Here is a 17,652-nt window from a genome sequence, read left to right as displayed (position 1 = left end):
CGGACTTTTCCGGTAATTTCTTATCTGACTGAAAGGATTAAACAGTCGGCTCCGCTTTTCTAGTAGAGAATGGCAAGCCTAGGCTTGCCATTCCTGTTATCTATTTATCTTGCAATCTATTGCTGTCTGCTGTTCCAGTCTGCCAGAAACTTTTCGATGCCCTGATCTGTCAGGGGGTGTTTGCAGAGCTGTTTGATGACGCTGAATGGAATGGTCGCAATATGGGCGCCGTGCAGCGCTGCTTCTGTCACGTGCATTGGATGTCTGATTGATGCCGCGATAATCTTTGATTCAATTCCGTGTAAATCAAAGATCTGTGCGATGGTAGAAATCAGCTCCATGCCATTTTGGCCAATATCATCAAGACGTCCGACAAACGGCGATACATATGTCGCTCCTGCTCTTGCTGCAAGAAGCGCCTGGTTCGCGTTAAAAATCAGGGTCACGTTCGTTTTGATGCCAAGGTCCGTTAAGGCTTTTACTGCTTTTAAGCCGTCCGGCGTCATTGGCACTTTAACTGTGATATTAGGGGCAATTTCAGCAAGCTCTTTGCCTTCTTCAATCATTTCCTCTGCCTTTAAGGAAATGACTTCAGCACTGACAGACCCGGATACGATTCCGGTAATCTCTCTAAGGCGGTTATGGAAGGATACGTTCTCTTTAGCTACTAAGCTCGGGTTTGTTGTTACTCCGGATAAGACACCGAGTGCCTGTGCTTCTTTAATTTCTTCGACATTTGCTGTATCAATGAAAAATAACATTCTGCCATCCTCCTAAGATATCAGAAAAATAGAACTTGTTTACGCTTACTTTCACTTAAAAAGGAAACCGCCTTGTCGTTTCCTGTGTATCAGAGGCGGTTTTTCTTTTTTCAAAATAAATTATGCTCTTCCCGCAGAACCGAATTCTTTCATCTTGCCTGCAACTGTTGCTTTGATTGCATCGCGGGCAGGTCCAAGGTATTTGCGTGGGTCATATTCGTTCGGCTTAGCTGCAAGTGTTTCGCGAACAGCTTTAGCAGAAGCGATTTGGTTTTCAGTGTTTACGTTGATTTTAGCTGTACCGAAAGAGATTGCTTTTTGGATATCGTGAGTAGGGATACCCGTTCCGCCGTGAAGAACTAGAGGCATGCCAGTAGCTTTGCCGATTTCTTCCATCTCTTTGAAGCCAAGGTTAGGCTCGCCTTTGTAAGGGCGCGTGTACAGATCCTAGTGCAGGAGCAAGGCAGTCGATGCCAGTGCGGTTAACAAGCTCTTCGCACTCTTTAGGGTCAGCGTAGATAACGCCTTCTGCGATAATGTCGTCCTCTTGTCCGCCTACTGTTCCAAGCTCAGCTTCAACAGAAACGCCTTTTGAATGAGCATATTCAACAACTTTAGCTGTTGTTTCGATGTTTTCTTCAAATGGGTGGTGAGAAGCGTCGATCATTACAGATGTGAAACCTGCATCGATTGCTTCTTTACATTTGTCAAAGCTTGAACCATGGTCAAGGTGAATCGCAACAGGAACTGTTACGTTCAGGTCTTCCATAAGACCTTCAACCATTTTTACAACTGTTTTGAAGCCGCTCATGTAACGTGCAGCGCCCTCGGATACACCAAGGATAACCGGTGATTTTTCTTCTTCAGCAGCTTGAAGAATCGCTTGAGTGAACTCAAGGTTGTTCAGGTTAAACTGACCTACAGCGTAACCTTCTTCTTTTGCTTTATTCAACATTTCTGTCATTGATACTAAAGGCATGTCGAAATATCCTCCCTATGCAGCTAATTTGCTAAACCCGAAAAGCTTACGTAACATCTAGCATGACCAGAACGATTGCAATGTATGTAATCTGATTAAAATGTACACGGGCTTTTCTCATTCACTAGCATACCAACTTCTGAGAAAAACGGCAACTTTTCGACATAAGTTTGCCGATTTAGGGCGGCGTCAGTTCGAGCGGATTGGAAGGTACTTGCGGACAGCGTCGCGGATCTCATCAATATCAAACGGCTTTGCGAAATGCGTTAGAGCCCCAAGGTCTTTCGCCTCCTGAATCATGTCCAGTTCACCGTAAGCAGTCATGATAATGACGCGGATATCCGGCTCAACCACCCGCATTCTTTTCAGGATTTCTATTCCATCCATACCAGGAATTTTCATATCAAGAAGCACAAGATCCGGCTTATGCTTGTCTACAATCTCCAGAGCCTGAAAACCGTTTGCTGCCTGGAAGGTCTGATATCCCGCTTTTTGAAACACTTCGTTTAATAAAATACGGATTCCATATTGATCGTCTACAATTAAGATTTTTTCATTCATCTTCCTGCACCTCTTCATATTTGGATTATCCAGCTATTCTGCCGGTCAGCATGTATTGCAAGGAACCAAAACGTCCGGAAAACTGTTTGCATCATAAAAACAAATAAGGCGCCTAACGCATGCCCGATTTGCCTTTCTTTAGTATAAAACAGTCCGGTGAAACATACGATAGTTATTCGGTTGTGTGTATTCTTATTCCTGCTTAAACTTATCGACAAATTTCTGAACCTGTCCGGTTAGGTATTGGCTCTCTCATTCGTTATAATGGAGTCGTAAAGGAGTGTTCAGACAGATGATGAAGATATTTTCAACCCAGTTAACCGGCCATTTCAGCCGCATTCATGAGCAGGAGGAAGAAGCCATTGAAGACGGCGCAAGACTGCTCGCTCAGGCTGCAGTCGGAAGCGGCACGATTTATGTGCACGGCTTTGGAGAGCTTGAAGGGATTACGCTCGAAGCAACAGCAGGTTCAAACCCCCTGCCAGGTGCAAAACCGCTTTTTCTTACGGACGGCACAATGAATGCACTGACGGATGCTGACCGCGTGCTTCTATTCTCGCACCGTTCAAATGACAAAGAAGCGGTTGAACTTGCGAAAAAGCTCCGCGAAGACATGATCGGGACCGCGGCAGTCTCATGTTATATGAAAGAAGAACCGGGCGGCTTGGAAGAGCTTGCCGATGTCCATATTGATTCAAAACTGAAAAAAGCCCTTATTCCGGATGAAGACGGCAGCCGCTACGGCTACCCCGCTCTGATGACATCGCTTTTTGCCTATTATGCCCTGAGTTTTACGATCAAAGAGATGGTAAGTGAGTACGAGTAAAAACAATGCCGCATTTATGTAAAAAACCCCTGACAGGCGTGTCAGGGGTTTTGTTTATTGTTATTTCTTTTCAGATGCTGTAAGCGATGCATTGATAAACTCGCGGAACAGCGGCTGCGGTCTTGTCGGTCTTGATGTGAATTCCGGGTGGAACTGGGAAGCCACGAACCAAGGATGATCTTTAAGCTCAATGATTTCAACAAGTCTGCCGTCAGGGCTTGTACCAGAGAAGATGAAGCCTGCATCTTCCATAGCCTGGCGGTATTCGTTGTTGAACTCATAACGGTGACGGTGACGCTCATAAATCACTTCGTCCTGGTAAGCTTCAAATGCACGTGAAGACGTGTCAAGCTTAGCCGGATAAAGGCCCAGGCGGAGTGTTCCTCCAAGATCCTCGATGTCTTTTTGCTCAGGAAGCAGGTCAATGACAGGATACGGCGTAGCGACGTCAAGCTCAGAAGAATGTGCTCCTTCAAGGCCAAGAACGTTGCGTGCATATTCAATAGAAGCAACCTGCATGCCAAGGCAGATTCCAAAGAACGGCACCTTGTTTTCGCGCGCATATTGAGTTGCAAGGATTTTACCTTCCACTCCGCGGTCTCCGAATCCGCCAGGGACAAGGATTCCGTCTACATCAGAAAGAAGCTCCTGTGCATTAAGAGCATTTACTTCTTCTGCATTGATCCATTTGATGCTGATATCTGCATCAAATGCATATCCTGCATGACGAAGAGCTTCAACAACAGAAATGTAGGCATCCTGAAGTTCAACGTATTTTCCGACGATGGCAATACGAACGTTCTTTGAAAGGTTGGTTACTTTTTGAACGAGTTCAATCCACTCCGACATTTCAGGCTCGCGTGAATCAAGTTTTAAGTGATCGCAAGTGATTTGATCAAGATGCTGCTCCTGAAGCGCCAATGGAATAGAGTAAAGCGTATCTGCATCACGGCACTCGATAACTGCATTTGTATCAATGTCGCAGAACAGCGCAATTTTGTCCTTCATATCCTGTGAAATCGGCATTTCTGTACGCAGAACAATCACGTTTGGCTGGATGCCGAGGCTTCTTAATTCTTTTACGCTGTGCTGTGTCGGTTTTGTTTTCATTTCGCCCGCTGCCTTGATGTAAGGAACAAGTGTACAGTGAATGTACATCACGTTGTCGCGTCCGATATCGCTCTTCATCTGGCGGATTGCTTCAAGGAATGGAAGAGATTCGATGTCTCCTACTGTTCCGCCGATTTCTGTAATAACAACGTCTGCGTTTGTTTCTTTTCCTGCACGGAAGACGCGGTCTTTGATTTCATTTGTAATATGCGGGATAACCTGTACGGTTCCGCCAAGGTAGTCGCCCCGGCGCTCTTTTTTAAGGACAGAAGAGTAAATTTTACCAGTAGTGACGTTGCTGTATTTATTTAAATTGATATCGATGAAGCGCTCATAATGTCCAAGGTCAAGGTCTGTTTCTGCTCCGTCGTCTGTTACGAAAACCTCACCGTGCTGATACGGACTCATTGTTCCCGGATCCACGTTGATGTATGGATCAAACTTCTGGATTGTCACCTTTAATCCTCTGTTTTTAAGCAAGCGTCCAAGAGAAGCTGCTGTAATCCCTTTACCAAGTGAGGATACAACGCCTCCTGTAACAAAAATATACTTTGTCATTTGTTCTTCTTCTCCCTTCAAAAGATGTATAAGATTAATGTGCACAAAAGAAAACATTCCCAATCGAATGGGAACGATTTATCTTTTATAAGTGTTGTCAGGGGGTCTTTCATGCCTGAAAAAAGGAAAAGCGCCTATGTCAGCCTGAAGGCTTAACTGCGCTAAAAAAAGAAAGCTCCCTTGCGCGTTGCGAAAGGGAGCATGGTATATATAAACCATTGGTATAGCTTTTAAAGAGCCCAAATAAGATTCTACCTAGTTGGACCTCTAAAGTCAAGACGATTATTTATCTTCTTCTTCGTCTTCTTCAAGATCTTCATCAAGGTCTTCGTCAAGCTCTTCCTCTTCAAGATCAAAATCTTCGTCTTCAATGACTTCGTCGATTTCTTCTGCATCATCTTCGAGATCATCGTCGTCCAGATCGTCGTCCGTATCATCTTCATACTCTTCAATATCATCGTATTCTAGTTCTTCTTCATCCACTTCATCGAAGTCTTCAAGCTCAAGCTCATCAACCGCTTTTTTCGCCTTTTTCTTCTTAGGTTTTGCAACAGGCACAACCTCTTCTTCGATTTGCTCGTACGGGTACCAGCTGCGCAGTCCCCAAGTGTTTTCTCCAACACAAATATAACGGCCGTCGATGTTAAGATCTGTGTAGAATTGCGAAATTTTATCTTCCACCTGGCTTTTCGTAAGACCGATAATCTGGCTGATTTCCTTTACCAGGTCCATGAAAACGTACGGCTGTTTCTTTTCAGTCATCAGGTCGTAGGCTACTTCAACCATTGACAATTCTTTAAGCTGGTCCTTAGAATATTGTGAAATACTCAAAGTGAGGCACTCCCTTTCTAGTCGTTCATCTATTTGTAGATAAGAGCAGGTTCTATTCTCATCTTTTAAGAAATCCGGAAGTGAGATTGCTAGTACTGTCCGAATCCTATGTATTCAAGTCATACCATTCATTATAAACAAATTCTAACACTTTATGCTACCTTAATCTTCTTCCTTCTAATAAATCGGAATAATTTTTGTCAAAACTGCGCAGACTCATGTTTTTATAATGTCTTTCCCCATAGATTGTTGAACTTTGATTTCATTTGTACCCGTTCTCTTTCGCTCCAGTCACTTGCTTTCCGCGGGGAGTGCCGGGAGCCTCCTCAGCTTCGCTTGCGGGGTCTCCCGTGCCCTCTTCATCCCGCAGGAGTCAAGTGCCTTCCGCTGCAGTTCACTGGAGTTTTTTTGCTTGCATCAATAATTAATGTGCTGAAAAATCCTGCTCATATGATCAAAGGTATGAACACGGATCGAAGATGAGAAACACCATAGATATAAGTCATTACTAGGCGGAGTGTGCCGCCACTTTTGAGGTTCTATCACCTATAAAAGTGGCAGCATTCGGGGGAGTGACGCCACTTTTGGGCTTCATCCACCGGTAAAAGTTGCAGCACTCAGGGGAGTGACGCCACTATTAGGGTTCACCCACCGGTAAAAGTTGCAGCACTCAGGGGAGTGACGCCACTATTAGGGTTCACCCACCGGTAAAAGTTGCAGCACTCAGGGGAGTGACGCCACTATTAGGGTTCACCCACCGGTAAAAGTTGCAGCACTCAGGGGAGTGACGCCACTTTTGAGGTTCACCCACCTATAAAACTGGCAGCACTACTTCAAGCATTTAAATCTCTTCCCCTCTTCAACGATCTATTAGATTCACAAAGAGTACACTGGTCAATATAGAAAAAATCCGGACTATTTAACGCCAGTCCGGATTATTATTTGCTATTAACTATCAGCGGCCATTATTCAGCTGCTTAAAGTTGTTCTGCAGTTCTTCAAGGCGCACTCTTCCTTGTTCGCGAAGCTGTTTGTTTTCGTCTTCGATGGCTTTTGTTTCGTGCATGCCTTTTAGGATGATGCTCCATGTTTCTTCGATTGTTTCCATTTTAATGCCGGGGCTTCCTGCAAGTCTTGCAATGTCCACACTCTGTTTTGATATATTCTGTGCGTTTCGGACAAGCATTTCATTTGTGCGTTTTTCAAGCTCATTCATTGAATCTGCGACGAGCTTCTGTCTTTTGGCTGCTATTGCGTTGATCAGGCCGGTTTTGAAGATAGGAATCGTTGTGACAAACGCAGAATTGATTTTTCCAATCAGCTTTGTGTTCCCTCTTTGCAGAAGACGGATTTGCGGTGCGGACTGGTAGGCTACCTGTTTGGCAAGTTCGAGATCGTATACCCGCTGCTCAAGCACCTCAATTGAGTTCCGCATCGTATCAAGCTCCATTTGAGCAAGCTGGTTTCCCTCCGCAGCTTTTGCTTCTAATGCCGGCAGCTGCTGCTTCAGTTCAGCTGCTTTCATATCTCCTGCCACAATATATTTTTCAAGCTCCATATAATAGTTGAAGTTCTGTTCGTAAAGCTGCTCAAGCGTATTTGTTGAACGCTTCATTTCATCCTCGTATTTCACAATTTCAAGGTAGACTTTATCAATTTCGCCGCCCATTGTCTGATACTTCGACATGATTTTCTCTACCAGCTTCTGGCCGCGGCTGAAGAATTTCTTTATTCCTTTTTGCTCGGCAAAGTCTTTCGGGTCAAAGCGGTCCATGATTCTCCCGAGATGTTTCAGGAGGGCGCTTGATTCTTCCATGCTGCTTGACTTCATGGTGTTCAGGATTTTTCCTGAAAAAGCTGAAATTTCATCAGCAGGTGCTTTTCCGTATTCAAGGATTGCCACCTGGTTCTTGTGGTCAATGCTCTCTGCAAGCTTTTGAACCTCAGGCTCTTTTTGAAGCTGAAGCTTCATATTGTTCGGTCCTTGTCCGAGAACCTCTTCCATCTGATCCGTTTTGCTGAGTCCAGGTACTTGAGACATACGCGAAATCCTCCTTCAATATAGTTTGGATGCCCGTTCACACAGGCAATTCTGCGCGCATAAATGATGCGGCTTAAAAGATTTTCCGGATGAATTTTTTGAATTTCGACGGCTCCTGGTAGACTTCATTAAAGCTCATTTCCTCTAGCCAGTGGCTGTCGTAATGCTTTTCATCGACAAAATTTTCAATGTCATTATGGCCGGGAGGATTGCAGATCACGATATCCAGGCCGAATTCATTCATCAGCATAAGCATCGCAGCGTCTGAGCGCGTCATGTAGCCGTTGTTTTCATTATTATAAAGAATGAGCCGGGGCACATGCTGGGAGTAATCAAAATTCTGCATCAATTTAATAAGGGTTTCCGGAATATTAAGCGCCTGATTGAACAGGTAAAGCTGCAGATCATAAGGACTTTCCTGTTCCAGCCTTTTAAGTTTTGGATCAGCACTATACCTCGAAATCGCATCAGCCAGCCCTTTTTGAAGGCCGGTCGGAAGGTTTGAATACTTCCACCAGTGGCTTCCCATCATTTTATCAGCCTGCAGCACCTGACTTTCGTTCAGAGCGTTCTGATAATGAAAATGAGGATTGCCTTTAGCCTCCCAGGTAAACGGAAAGTACTTTACGACAGCCGCATGTTCATAGTCAGCAAGGTCCTGAATTTTGCCCCAGTACGAGCGTCTGTTTTTTGTCACCCCGAAGATTTTTGAAAAAATAGCGGGTATATGAACCATGTTATCCCGGACTTCAAAGTCCGGACGCAGAAATGCTCTTTCTTTTATAAGAATAAAAAGTTCATCATACGTTGTTTTCAGCGTCCGTGCATTTGGGGAATAATTTCTGAATTGCCATGGCTTATAGAGCATGGATTCATCTGAATGAAGAACCTGGTCAATTTGTTTTGAAGCTTTGTATGCCACAGTTGATGTGCGCTCAGGCCTTACCTTTGGGAACGCTGTCAGTTTGTGAGTCCCCGGAAAACGGACGATTTTGCTGACCGTTTCTTCCGGATCTTCCTCCTTCAGGATGTCTATCCCCTCCGGATGGGCAATGATGACATCGCATCCGAACCGGATCAGGAAATGAAGGAAGAACTGTTCGCTTTTCGTTGCATTTCCGTACCAGAAAAACGCAGGCGGCCGGACGCCGTCTGTTTTTTGCAGCTCAGGATGCAGGTGGTTCCAGGTCCATTTGATCAAATCAACAATGATGCGCCGGAAATCGGCACTGTCGTTCGCTTTGTCAGGAAAGAAGCGCGAAAGCATATGAATGACACAAGTCCGCAGGTGGCGGTTTAACTCCGGATCGGAAAGAACCGGAAGCAGGCGGTCTCTGTCCATAAAAGCAACAAACCGGTTCACGGAGAGCTTTTCGTTTTTATGCAGAATCAGCAGGTTCTGTATCGCCTGAAATTTTTCCTGCGGGATGTTTTTATCTAAAGATTCACTTAGAAAATGCACACCGAGTTCCTCGTGATGAACAAGGTCAAAAAGCATTTGATAGTATTCATCGTCTGTTAATGGTGTTCCAAGCAGACGGATGGCGACTTGCGGAATTTTCACTTCAGAGGGAGTGTTCACATAATCCGGACGCTCAGGCAGCGGCATAAAAAGAAGAGTCTGCCAGTCTGTATCCAGATGTTCTGCAAGCGCAGGCTTATATGTTCTTATCATCTCTCTTCCCTCCTCTGAAAATATCTCCATGTTTACTGACCGTTTCGTCTTTTTTCGCCAAAGACGTGGCACATTCCTTCACTCGTAACCACCCATGTTTTTCCGAACTTCCGGATGGTGCCCGGCGGAAACTGATTGACCCTTTTTCTGAGAGCAGAATCGTCAATCCCCCATTCTTTGCAGGCCTGAGCGGAACTCATAATGTTTTTATCCAATAGATTGGTTTTTGTTTTTTCTGCTGTTGCCAAGACGTTCACTCCAATAAGAACTGAGAAAATCAGCCGTGCAGCCATAGGTACCCTGAGAACACCCTGCTCCTATTGTACCACCTTATACAGGTAAATATTTCTATTTACTGTTCAGCAGGGACAGGCTTGATTTTCGCCAGGACATTTTCCAGAATTTCCTCTGAAGCGAAGATTCCATTTTTCGACGTTCGCTGTATGGTTCCAGACAGCCTTGCGCCTGACTCGCCAAGCTCGCCGTGCAACGGTGAAAAGGCAAGATCGGCTTCTTCAAGCATGCACAAATCAAGCAGGGAGTCGCCCGCAGTCATCACGGTTTTTGCACCGGCAGCTTCTTTCACATAGGCAACGGCGTCCCATTTATTAATCGGTTTCGGCACAAAATACAGCTTTCTTCCCTGCAGTGAATGCTTCCAGCCGTGACGGTCCGCCCAGAGGATAAACTCCTGCAGGCGAGCCTCCGGAATATTTCCGCGTTCAATAATGTTGTATAAAAAGAGATTCTCGGCGTTTTTCTGCTTCAGCACCCAGTCATCTGAAGCAATCTCCTGAAATTTAAGGGAGACATCCTCCAAACTTGTACACTCATCTTTCATGCGTGCTTCAAGATGCTGTTTCCACTCCTCGTCAAGCTTCCCCTCTTTGAATACATGTCCGCCGTTGCTCGTTACAGCGTAGCGCGGAAGGATTTCCTGCTGAAAGATGGAGATCCGTCCGTATTGGGACGGGGTTCTGGTTGTTACAGGAACAAACGTCATCTGTCCGGCTATTTCCTTCAGCATGGAAATCGCTTTTTTCGTCATGAACGAAATTTCCTGGCCGTCGAGAGTTTCAATCAATTGAATATCCTCTTCTCCAACCGGCTCACGGAACGATCTTCTCGAATAAATGAGCGTCTGATCCAGATCACTTGCAAAAATCACAGCAGTACCTCCTAGTTTAAGGGCTTGATAATCCCGCAGCATGAGTAAGACATATTCTTGTATTCAATGACAGGGACGTTCCGTTCTTTTGCGAGCAGGAAGATATGCTCGAGGTCTTTATTGCCTAAATCCTTAACAAGGATCTTCCATGGCACTCTTCTGAGCAGTACACGCGTCGTCTCTCCCACTCCCGGCTTCACATGGTGGATGTTTTCAATGCCAAACTCGTCCTGAATTTGCTTAATATCCTCAATCCCTTTCCATGTCGGTGTCCGGTCCTCTTTATCAAGCAGCGAAACCTGCTTTGAGATCTCCTCTTTAACGTTTGGAAACTGAGAGACTACTACGTCAATGAAATGATTGGACACGTCTTCCGGCAGCAGTTCTTCGTAATATTTGGCACCGTGGAAGTCATCCGGCCCGATGAAGGCATCGTTCAGGACAGTTCTGCTGACAAGGCCTGATACAGTTGAGTTCAGGCAGGCGCTCGGAATCAGGAAATCTTCTCTGGTTCCATAAATATCCGTGCAATAACCGGGATCTGCAAGGACCGCGAGCGAGTCATCAATGGCAAGGCCGTGTTTGCTGTTGAAAACTTCCATTGCTTCTCTAAGCTCTCTTGTGATGGCGCCTTTTCCTGTCCAGCCATCCACAAACTGCACGCTTTCATCCGGATGGTTATGGGCGATATAATTCATGGCGTTGGCATCAATGCCGCGTCCTCTCACAATGGAGACACTGTAATGAGGAACATCGATCTGATGCACCTCCTGCAAATAGCGCTTCATCAGAATTCCTACCGGAGTGCCTGCGCGGGCAAGCGAAACGAGCACGATGCTCTTGCCCTTTGTTTTTAAAATCTGCTCTGACACCGTTCCAACAGCAGCTGCAAGCTTTTGTTTATACATGTCTAATGAGTGATGAAAAAGCTGCAAATATTCATCGGTCGGCTTATATTCAATTGGAAGCATCTCAGAATAATGTGTTCCGCTCTGAACAGCCTGCTCCCGTTCGAGTGTTGATTTTTCAAGACTAATTTGGCTCAAGTCCTTCAGCAGGAAAACAACGTCCTTTTCTGAATAACTTCCCATTGCTGCCGGCTTCGGCAATTGCTGCTCCACCTTACTCATCAGATGCACTTCCTTTTTGGTTTGTACTGAAATATACAAAATGAATCACCGGGAAAACAGTTTTCAGCTGATCAAGCATCGGCTGCAGTCTCTCTTCAGGAACAGAACGTTCGAAGAAGACAAAAACTTCATCATACTGGCCCTCTGTGACATTGTAGAAAAAGTTTGCTGTTTCCCCGTCTTCTGGATTTGAAAACGGGAACGCGCTGTTCACAGCGTAATTCACGCGGTTAACAGGATGAATCGGGCTTCTTGTCGTAGACTGATAGTAGATGCCGTCCCCCATGTAGGAGGCTGTTTTCATAGGAATGTACATAAATTCCCCTGTACCGAGACAAAGGGTTCTTTTTCCTTTTCTGGCTTCGCGCAGCCTTGCTGCCGCCTTCAGGCAATAAATGTCTGCCTCCAATTGTTCTGCATCAGTCAGACCGAACCTTCCCGTATGCTTCACATATGGGGAAGACAGCTGTTCTGACGCACATGACGTAAGATCGCCTTCTTCCGGAGAAATCACGATTTCCTCCATTTCTGTATGGAGTGAAGACAGAGAACGGGTTTTGGGGTTTGCTTTCTGCAACCGGATCTCCATTTGCTGTAATCAGTCCCGTTACAAGAGAAACCTCATGAATGGTAATGCCCAGCCGTTTCTCTGTATCTCTTAATCTCTTTTGATCTTCCTCTGAACGCCAGTCGAGGATGGATACGACCGTATATTCGCTGCGCGGGAATTTTTCCTGAATGGATTCAATGATATTCAGCGCCGTTTTCCCTGTTGTGACTTCATCATCAACAAGAACGATCGGCCTCGTGTTATCAAAAAGCTTTTCATCAACATAGCACCGGTGTGAAGTGGCGTGAGAATGCTCCTCTTCAAAGTTAATAATAGAATCCATTTCAGACACCTGTTCTCTTGTCGTATGGAAAAAAGCCGCATTTCTGAAGTTCTCAAACACCGCGTGCCCAAGAGCTGTCGCTGTTTCTGCAAACCCGATAAATAATGCCGGTCTAGCTAGTGCATGGCGGTATTCGCTTTTCTTTGCCTGTCCGCCCATCAATCCTGCAAGAATCTGATCCCGCTCCGGATGCGTTTTTGCCTCAACGACTTCCATGTATCTGGCTGCAAGCGCCTGACCAGTAAGAAGAGCAAGCGAAGGATCAACAGGAATATGCTTGCCGAGAACGGTGCTGACAAAAAGAAACGAGCGCTTTTTGTTAATGCGCGCCGCCATCTGGAACAGCCTGTCCAGCGGTAGAAGATAAGGATTTCCGGTCAATTCGATGTCTACCGAAAGCTGACCCAGCAGGTCAAATGTATAGCTGTTCGTTTGCGGTTTCGCTGATAAGGTCGATAAATGATTGCTGCTCATGGAACACCCCGTATAGTTTAGATTTCAAGATGATTTTCCGCGCCCAATTGTAATGGGGTTTAATTTCGTTCATTTTATTTGAAAATTCGCTTCGGATCACGCCGTTGTAGGACTGCGCCTGATCAAGGATGGAGGAGGCGTCCAAATATTCTTCCCTTGTGACCGCGTTCAGCGCATTGACGATTTTAATATGAAGAGGATGTATGATCGTTTTCCCTACAAGCCCGTTCGTATTATCCAGAACGATCTCATGAATAAGTCCGTCGTCATAACGGTCAATGAGGTTCGCTCTGAATTCAAGCCCTTCATGGCCATATGCCTGCTGGAAAGGAGTTTGTCTGATCTGCGGCTTCAAAATTCGCTGTCCGCCTCCAAAATACTCCCATACCGGACCGGAGATGACGTACTCTTTTTCACATCGGCCGAAAACATTGATAATGTCCGTAATGCAGTCCCGGATGACTGAAATATCATAGATGGTCGTATCCCTGCTTCTCCTGATTCCAAACAGACCGGATAAGTCTGTGCCTCCAAGCCTTACATTCAGCACATACTCATAAAAATCATCCAGAATCGCTTTGATGCCAAGCAGTTCGTTCAAGCGTGTTTCTTTATAAATAATCTCTTTTGTTTCAAGAATCGGCATTCCGTAAAGCGTAACAGAAGAATCGGATGCAATTTCCTGCAGCGCTGTGTAATACCCTCTCCCGTTTTCAGATGTGAATTTGGGAAAAACAAATCCGCTGATCAGCTGAATGTGATGCTTAAGCTTCCGAGACACCCGCTGCATCTGTTCCCGGCTTCTGATTCTGATAAAAATAAGCGGAAGGTTTCTCTGGTCAAACTGCCCTTTCAGCACACTGTCTGAAATGGTTTGAATCTGGCTCACAGTATTTGCTTCTGCTGCTTCTACTTCTGTATCGCCGATGGAATCTTCAAGACAAATGACCATCGAAGTCAGTCCTTCGTGCTTTCCATTAAGAAATTTACCAGATAGTACATCTCCTGCAATGGCTGTCCTGCTTCCGGGCATATAGAGAGTTGCGCCCAGAGCATAGGCAAGCATTTCCCGCTCGGTCTCCTTTGAAAAGTGAATCGGCTCATATAAAAAAATCTCGCTGCGTTTTTCCTTGCTTAAATATTGAAAATGTTTCAAGATTGTTCCTCCATTCAGGGACCGTTCGTGATGTACTAAGTGGTAAATTTCCACACTGAAATGCGAAATCGCCTGTTTAGCTCGGAGAGACAGAAAAGGATCCGGCAGAAAAAGCGGGTTTTGCTTTTTATGGCGGAGCCGTTCTGGCCGAGGAGCTGGGCGATGCAGCTGGACAATACGAAATGCGGAATCGCCTGTTTAGCTCGGAGAGACAGAAAAGGATCCGGCAGAAAAAGCGGGTTTTGCTTTTATGGGAGCCGTTCTGGCCGAGGAGCTGGGCGATGCAGCTGGACAATACGAAATGCGGAACCTTCCGTTTAGCTCCGACAGACAGAAAAGAAATCACCCGAAAAGTCCGCTTTTAGACTTTTTGGGGGATTTTGTTCTGGCGGAGGAGCTGGAAGGTGGAGCTGGACACTATTAAAAGCAGAATCGCCCGGATGGCCGGGCGGTTCGCCTTGCTGTTCTTTCAGCTTTGAAAAAGGCGCGTTGTTTATAAAAACAACGCACCCCTTCATGTTTATTTACACTTCTGCAATTAAACGTCCAAGCCGTAGTCTTTTACAAGTGAACCAAGACCGCCCTGGTAGCCGCTTCCGATTGCATTAAATTTCCACTCTGCGCCGTGACGGTAAAGTTCGCCTACAACGACTGCAGTTTCAATAGAGAAGTCTTCCCCTAAGTCATAGCGGATAAGCTCTGAATTGCTGTCTTCGTTCAAGATGCGCACGTAAGCATTGGAAACTTGTCCAAAGTTCTGGCTGCGTGATTCTGCATCATGAATCGTGATTGTGAACGCAATTTTGCTGATAGAAGCAGGAACTTGTGAAAGGTTAACTTTGATGACTTCATCGTCACCTGAACCTTCGCCCGTACGGTTGTCGCCAGTATGCTCAACTGATCCGTTTCCGCCAACAAGGTTGTTGTAGAAAATGAAATCTGCTTCGCTTGCTGCTTTGCCGTTTTCATCCAATAAGAAAACAGATGTGTCAAGGTCAAAGTCTTTTCCGCCGTCATACTTGTTTGTATCCCAGCCAAGACCGACCAATACTTTTGTTAAACCAGGGTTTGTTTTTGTTAAATCGATTTTCTGACCTTTAGATAAGCTGATTGCCATTTTGAATTCGACTCCTTTTATCCTGTTATTTTTTATGTCTTTCAGAATCCCGTGTCAGGATTCCGGAAAGAAATTATGCGTGACGGTTTGCAATTTCTGTAATGGAAGCGTCTTTTGTACCTGAACCGACTGCGGAAAACTTCCACTCGCCTCCGTGGCGGTAGATTTCGCCCGGGATAAGGGATGTTAGACCGGAGTAATCATCGCTCAGGTTAAACTGAACAAGTTCCGTGCGGCTTGCAGAATCCACTACACGGATAAAGGCATTTTGAATCATGCCGAAATGCTGTTTTCTTTGGACAGCCTGATAGATGTTAACAACAAACACAAGCTTATGAACATTTGCAGGAACCTTGCTCAGATCGATCAGCACCTGCTCATCGTCTCCATCGCCGTCTCCTGTCAGGTTGTCTCCGGTATGTTTAACTGAACCGCATTTGCTTGTAAGGTTGCCAAAATAAATGACGCTCTTTTTATCAAGCAGACGGTCATTTTCATCAAGCATTAATACTGAAGCATCGCAGTCAACGTTGCTTCCGCCGCCTCCGAAGAGTCCGCCGAGAAGACCGCCGCTTTTTTGCTGGACAGGATCCCATCCTAGTCCTACCATAATGTTTTTAAGACCGGCATTTCCTTTTGTCAGATCAATCTTCTGACCCTTTTGCAGTGTAATTGCCATTTCTTCACTCTCCCTTTCTGGGTAATGGGGAAACTTGCAAACAGAGACCTGAGCCATACTTCTTTATGTATTATTCGGTCTATTGTCACGATAACGTGACCACAAGTCTTATACTACCAATATCTGAGCAAATTTCAACTAAAAACCTTTTACTGGCCCGCACTATTTCATACGTTTTAAAAGAAGAAAAGTTTCATAGAAGCTAAGATAAAATAATTTCCTTTTCCAGGAAGGTTGCCTTTATATCAAGCTTTGTCTCCTGCTTTTCTACTTTTTCGCCAAGCAGCAGCTTGACCGCCAGATACGGGAAGTTCACTCCCGAGAGGCAGCTGAAATACAGGCCGCCCGACATCCGCGGGTTAATCTCAAGCAGCTTTGGAAGCCCCTGATTATATTTGACCTGGATATTAAAAATGTAGTCCAGCTTAAATTCCTTGGTGAATGCCTCTGCAAGTTCAATTAATTCTTTGTTGTTTTCAAGAATCCGGATTCTCCCTCCGCCTTTCCTGCGCGGCACAGCTGCGATGAGTTCGCCATTAAAGGCGAGGCAGTCAATGCTGTATTCTTCTCCTTCGAGAAATTCCATGACCATAAGCTCCGGGAACTCTCCGGCAGCTTTCAGCCCGTCGTAGACTCTCTGAAACGGAATCCGGTAGCTCGGCGCCATCACTTCTTTAAGGGGATCAACATTGTCATCGATGATTCTGAACCCGTATCCTCCCTCTCCGACCACAGGCTTATAGCAGACACCGAGTCCTTCGTTTTTCAATTTTTCATATGTATCTTTGAATTCTTCAGGTGTTTTTGCTGTATAAAAGGAAGGGATATCAAATAAGCCCTTCTCTCTGCAAATCTCGTAAAAATCATCTTTATTGTCTATAGCCTCTAGCAGCTCAGCATCTCTATTGACTAATACCTTTACACCGAGCTCTTCAAACTTGTCCAGCGCTTTTGCAATTGGCAGCATTTTATACCTTGGGATGAACAGCTCAATGCCATGTTTTCGGCAGAAATCAAGACAGTACTGAACATATTCCTCATCCGTTTCGCACTTCGGTTCAACCTCTGAATAATCGCAGTTGGCAAGCATGACATGATCAGCATCCGGATGCGTCCCGTACACTTCAAACTTAATCCCGTCTTCATTGTTCCGAATCATATCAATATAGTGATAGGCAACCGAGAACCAGCGGTTGAACCAGATTTTATATGTACTCATTTTTCAGAAAAACCCCTCTCTTCGGAACAGTCCGAAGTTTTCTATTTCTTTCATTTTACATAAAACGGGAAGATAAGTCATTGGGAAAAAATTTCTTTCCGGGTTAGTGCCTTCAACCTGTGGATTCTTCTTTTTGGTGGTTCTGTTTTTCCCGGTAAGTGCCTTCAACCTGAAGATTCTTTCTTTTGGTGGTCCTGTTCTTCCTGATAAGTGCCTTCAACCAGCTGACTCTTCCTTTTGATGGTACTGTTCTTCCTGATAAGTGCCTTCAACCTGTGGATTCCTCCTTTTGATGGTACTGTTCTCCCGGATAAGTGCCATCAACCTGAGGATTCTTTCTTTTGGTGGTACTGTTCTTCCTGATAAGTGCCTTCAACCTGAGGATTCCTCCTTTTGATGGTACTGTTCTCCCGGATAAGTGCCATCAACCTGAGGATTCTTCTTTTTGATGGTTCTATTCTTCCTGATAAGTGC

16 protein-coding genes and 1 pseudogene are annotated in these 17,652 nt (G+C 45.2%); 1 reads left to right on the top strand and 16 read right to left on the bottom strand.

The window, feature by feature from the left end:
• Positions 1 to 116: 116 nt before the first annotated feature.
• The 3 genes and pseudogenes from fsa to RKD52_RS01510 form a co-directional block, all read right to left on the bottom strand.
• Complete coding sequence (gene fsa / locus RKD52_RS01520; protein ID WP_454098382.1) at positions 117 to 761, bottom strand: fructose-6-phosphate aldolase; 645 nt, start codon at positions 759 to 761, stop codon at positions 117 to 119.
• 120 nt (positions 762 to 881) lie between these two features.
• Positions 882 to 1,740 (bottom strand): annotated as a pseudogene (locus RKD52_RS01515) (class II fructose-bisphosphate aldolase).
• Between the two features lie 189 nt (positions 1,741 to 1,929).
• Positions 1,930 to 2,301, bottom strand: coding sequence for a response regulator (locus RKD52_RS01510; RefSeq protein WP_029283300.1), 372 nt, complete (start codon positions 2,299 to 2,301; stop codon positions 1,930 to 1,932).
• Between the two features lie 292 nt (positions 2,302 to 2,593).
• Here RKD52_RS01510 and RKD52_RS01505 point away from each other — a divergent pair, with 292 nt between their 5' ends.
• Positions 2,594 to 3,127, top strand: a complete 534-nt coding sequence (locus RKD52_RS01505) for a DUF2529 domain-containing protein (RefSeq protein WP_454098381.1) — start codon at positions 2,594 to 2,596, stop codon at positions 3,125 to 3,127.
• A 60-nt stretch (positions 3,128 to 3,187) separates the two neighbouring features.
• Here the strand turns inward: RKD52_RS01505 and RKD52_RS01500 are convergent, their stop codons facing one another.
• From RKD52_RS01500 to RKD52_RS01440, 13 genes are all read right to left on the bottom strand, one after another.
• On the bottom strand, positions 3,188 to 4,795 hold the full coding sequence (locus RKD52_RS01500; protein WP_029283296.1) for a CTP synthase: 1,608 nt from the start codon (positions 4,793 to 4,795) through the stop codon (positions 3,188 to 3,190).
• Positions 4,796 to 5,077: 282 nt separating this feature from the next.
• A complete protein-coding gene (gene rpoE / locus RKD52_RS01495; RefSeq protein WP_454098380.1) occupies positions 5,078 to 5,626 on the bottom strand; it encodes a DNA-directed RNA polymerase subunit delta in 549 nt (182 codons plus the stop codon).
• Between the two features lie 955 nt (positions 5,627 to 6,581).
• Positions 6,582 to 7,667, bottom strand: a complete 1,086-nt coding sequence (locus tag RKD52_RS01490) for a toxic anion resistance protein (RefSeq protein WP_454098379.1) — start codon at positions 7,665 to 7,667, stop codon at positions 6,582 to 6,584.
• 73 nt (positions 7,668 to 7,740) lie between these two features.
• The gene (locus tag RKD52_RS01485) at positions 7,741 to 9,342 is read right to left on the bottom strand and encodes a YceG family protein (protein WP_454098378.1); all 1,602 of its coding nucleotides are present in this window, start codon (positions 9,340 to 9,342) and stop codon (positions 7,741 to 7,743) included.
• A gap of 32 nt (positions 9,343 to 9,374) precedes the next feature.
• Positions 9,375 to 9,590 carry a helix-turn-helix domain-containing protein gene (locus RKD52_RS01480; RefSeq protein WP_454098377.1) on the bottom strand — a complete coding sequence of 72 codons (216 nt, stop codon included), beginning with the start codon at positions 9,588 to 9,590 and terminating at the stop codon, positions 9,375 to 9,377.
• A 104-nt stretch (positions 9,591 to 9,694) separates the two neighbouring features.
• Positions 9,695 to 10,510, bottom strand: a complete 816-nt coding sequence (locus tag RKD52_RS01475; protein ID WP_454098376.1) for an HAD family hydrolase — start codon at positions 10,508 to 10,510, stop codon at positions 9,695 to 9,697.
• A gap of 11 nt (positions 10,511 to 10,521) precedes the next feature.
• Positions 10,522 to 11,640 (bottom strand): cysteine protease StiP family protein, encoded by a 1,119-nt coding sequence (locus RKD52_RS01470; RefSeq protein ID WP_454098375.1) that lies wholly within the window; start codon positions 11,638 to 11,640, stop codon positions 10,522 to 10,524.
• The gene (locus tag RKD52_RS01465) at positions 11,633 to 12,091 is read right to left on the bottom strand and encodes a TRSP domain-containing protein (protein ID WP_454098374.1); all 459 of its coding nucleotides are present in this window, start codon (positions 12,089 to 12,091) and stop codon (positions 11,633 to 11,635) included. The genes RKD52_RS01470 and RKD52_RS01465 overlap by 8 nt, the downstream gene beginning before the upstream one ends.
• The gene (locus RKD52_RS01460; protein WP_454098373.1) at positions 12,060 to 13,007 is read right to left on the bottom strand and encodes a phosphoribosyltransferase domain-containing protein; all 948 of its coding nucleotides are present in this window, start codon (positions 13,005 to 13,007) and stop codon (positions 12,060 to 12,062) included. The genes RKD52_RS01465 and RKD52_RS01460 overlap by 32 nt, the downstream gene beginning before the upstream one ends.
• The gene (locus RKD52_RS01455) at positions 12,946 to 14,163 is read right to left on the bottom strand and encodes an HpcH/HpaI aldolase/citrate lyase family protein (RefSeq protein WP_454098372.1); all 1,218 of its coding nucleotides are present in this window, start codon (positions 14,161 to 14,163) and stop codon (positions 12,946 to 12,948) included. The genes RKD52_RS01460 and RKD52_RS01455 overlap by 62 nt, the downstream gene beginning before the upstream one ends.
• Before the next feature lie 538 nt (positions 14,164 to 14,701).
• Complete coding sequence (locus RKD52_RS01450) at positions 14,702 to 15,280, bottom strand: TerD family protein (protein WP_454098371.1); 579 nt, start codon at positions 15,278 to 15,280, stop codon at positions 14,702 to 14,704.
• Positions 15,281 to 15,353: 73 nt separating this feature from the next.
• Positions 15,354 to 15,959: a TerD family protein gene (locus tag RKD52_RS01445; protein ID WP_454098370.1), complete on the bottom strand. Its 606-nt coding sequence runs from the start codon at positions 15,957 to 15,959 to the stop codon at positions 15,354 to 15,356.
• Positions 15,960 to 16,161: 202 nt separating this feature from the next.
• Positions 16,162 to 17,178 carry an ATP-grasp domain-containing protein gene (locus RKD52_RS01440; protein WP_454098369.1) on the bottom strand — a complete coding sequence of 339 codons (1,017 nt, stop codon included), beginning with the start codon at positions 17,176 to 17,178 and terminating at the stop codon, positions 16,162 to 16,164.
• Positions 17,179 to 17,652: the final 474 nt, after the last annotated feature.

Source organism: Metabacillus sp. SLBN-84, from assembly GCF_053629595.1.
Note: the sequence above shows the minus strand (reverse complement) of the source record. Positions and strands in the feature narration are given on the sequence as shown.